This window comes from Neisseria sp. HMSC056A03 (assembly GCF_001815685.1).
GTDB lineage: Bacteria > Pseudomonadota > Gammaproteobacteria > Burkholderiales > Neisseriaceae > Neisseria > Neisseria subflava.
The window spans coordinates 1-1983 of the sequence record NZ_KV821608.1 but is presented as its reverse complement, the minus strand read 5'-3'; the positions used below and the strand labels follow the sequence as shown (position 1 = coordinate 1983).

Here is a 1983-nt window from a genome sequence, read left to right as displayed (position 1 = left end):
TATTTGAAACAAAAACAGCCGAAAATCTTTGTTTAGGTTTCGGCTGTCGGGGAAAAAGGAATTTTGCAAAGGTCCCAGCCGCTTTCCAAACGTTTGCGTGGCGGCACCAAGCTGCCTGCGCCTATCATCACGTCGTCTTCAATGACGGTATCGTCCAGAATAATTGTACCCATCCCGATCAACACACGATCGCCGATGCGGCAGCCGTGCAGCATGACTTTGTGTCCGACGGTTACGTCTTCGCCGATGATAAGGGGCGAACCTTCAGGCTTTTCCGCGTTTTTGTGCGAAACGTGCAAGACACTGCCGTCCTGTACATTGCTGCGCGCGCCGATGCTGATGCTGTTTACGTCGCCGCGCAACACGGCATGCGGCCAAACGGATACGTCTTCGGCAAGCGATACTTCGCCGATGATGACGGAGGTCTCGTCGATGAGGCAGGATTCGCGGATTTGGGGAGTATGGTCTAAGAAGGGGCGGATAGGGTTCATGTTGTTTCTTTCTTTTTGATAGTGTGGCAGGTTTCAGACGACCTGCGGCTCGGTATGGCGAAAGTATGCCGTTTTGACGCAGGTGAGGCAAGGGCGGTGTCTCCCGAGATGTCGTCATGTCTTTGTAAACAATATTTTTTATGGTTATAGAACCATTTTCCGTTAGGCCTGCATCTCTTGTTTACCGAAGGTGGAAAATTGTCCGTTATTATCTTGTAGTTACAAGTAGCTGCAAATCATTCTCTTGCCATTTGAATTGGAATGATATATATTTTAAAAAAATATTTCATAAAATAACGAAACCTGATGGTTTGTTTTCAAACAGGTTTGGTGGGTTTCCAATCCCACAAACCTTGGCTTCCATCCCATATCCGTTTTCAAATCTATCTAATCCACCTTGTTTAAATAAAGGCGGCCGGAAGGTCGTCTGAAACTGTATGAAGGATATTCACATTAGCGGAACACAAGAGCTGACTTTTGCCAAACGGCTGAAAGAGCAAACCACCACCGTTCACGACAGCGTGGACAACTTAGTTATGTCTGTCGAGCCGTTTACCAACAAAGAGAACTACATCAAATTTTTGAAACTGCAATCCGTGTTCCACAAAGCGGTCGATCATATCTATAAAGACCCCGAGTTGAACAAAGCCATTCCCGAGCTGGAATACATGGCGCGTTACGACGCGGTAACGCAAGACTTGGCGGATTTGGGCGACAAACCTTACGAATACGGCAAACCGCTGCCGCATGAAACCGGCAATAAAGCCATCGGTTGGCTGTATTGCGCCGAAGGTTCCAATTTGGGCGCGGCATTTTTGTTTAAACACGCGCAAAAGCTGGATTACACCGGCGAACACGGCGCGCGCCACCTCGCTCCCCATTCGAACGGCCGCGGCAAACATTGGCGTGCTTTTGTCGAGCATCTGAATGCTTTGGGTTTAAGCCCTGAAGCTGAAGCCGAAGCGATTCAAGGTGCAAAAGATGCATTTGCGTTCTACAAAGTCGTTCTGCGCGAAACATTTGACCTGCCTGCAGGTGCGGAAGCTCCGGAAGGCTTTGTTCCGCATCGTCATTAATGGTTTGACGATATAAGTAGAGGTCGTCTGAAACACATCTGTATGCACGGATTCATAAATTCCGTTTTCAGACGACCTTCATACTGATGCAAGTTTAGTACCGTTTGGTTATCCGCATTTGCGGTATATTTTAATTGGTTTGATGTAAATAATTATCAAATATTTTATCACCAACATTCCAAAATACCATTATCACATTTAGGAGTTTGACCATGAAGGAATCATTTAAATTAAGTATGTTGGCGATTGCTTGCAGCATCGCATTGAGTGCATGCGGCTCAAGCGGTGGTGGTACGCCGTCTGCACAGCCTGCACCGACCCCGCAACAGCCGGGCAATAATTCCGGCTCGGGCGGAGGAGGTGATTCAAAACAAACAGAAGAAGCTAAGAAAGCTGAAGAAGCCAAGAAAGCTGAA

1 protein-coding gene and 2 pseudogenes are annotated in these 1983 nt (G+C 47.4%); 2 read left to right on the top strand and 1 reads right to left on the bottom strand.

What is annotated here, in order from left to right; translation table 11 throughout:
• Positions 1-86 precede the first annotated feature (86 nt).
• Positions 87-491 (bottom strand): annotated as a pseudogene (locus HMPREF3052_RS03665) (gamma carbonic anhydrase family protein); the annotation flags it as partial.
• Between the two features lie 437 nt (positions 492-928).
• Between HMPREF3052_RS03665 and HMPREF3052_RS03660 the strand changes: the two are divergent.
• Together HMPREF3052_RS03660 and HMPREF3052_RS03655 are read left to right on the top strand one after the other, a co-directional pair.
• Positions 929-1567 carry a biliverdin-producing heme oxygenase gene (locus HMPREF3052_RS03660; protein WP_070748607.1) on the top strand — a complete coding sequence of 213 codons (639 nt, stop codon included), beginning with the start codon at positions 929-931 and terminating at the stop codon, positions 1565-1567.
• Positions 1568-1779: 212 nt separating this feature from the next.
• Positions 1780-1983, top strand: a pseudogene (locus tag HMPREF3052_RS03655) (transferrin-binding protein); the annotation flags it as partial.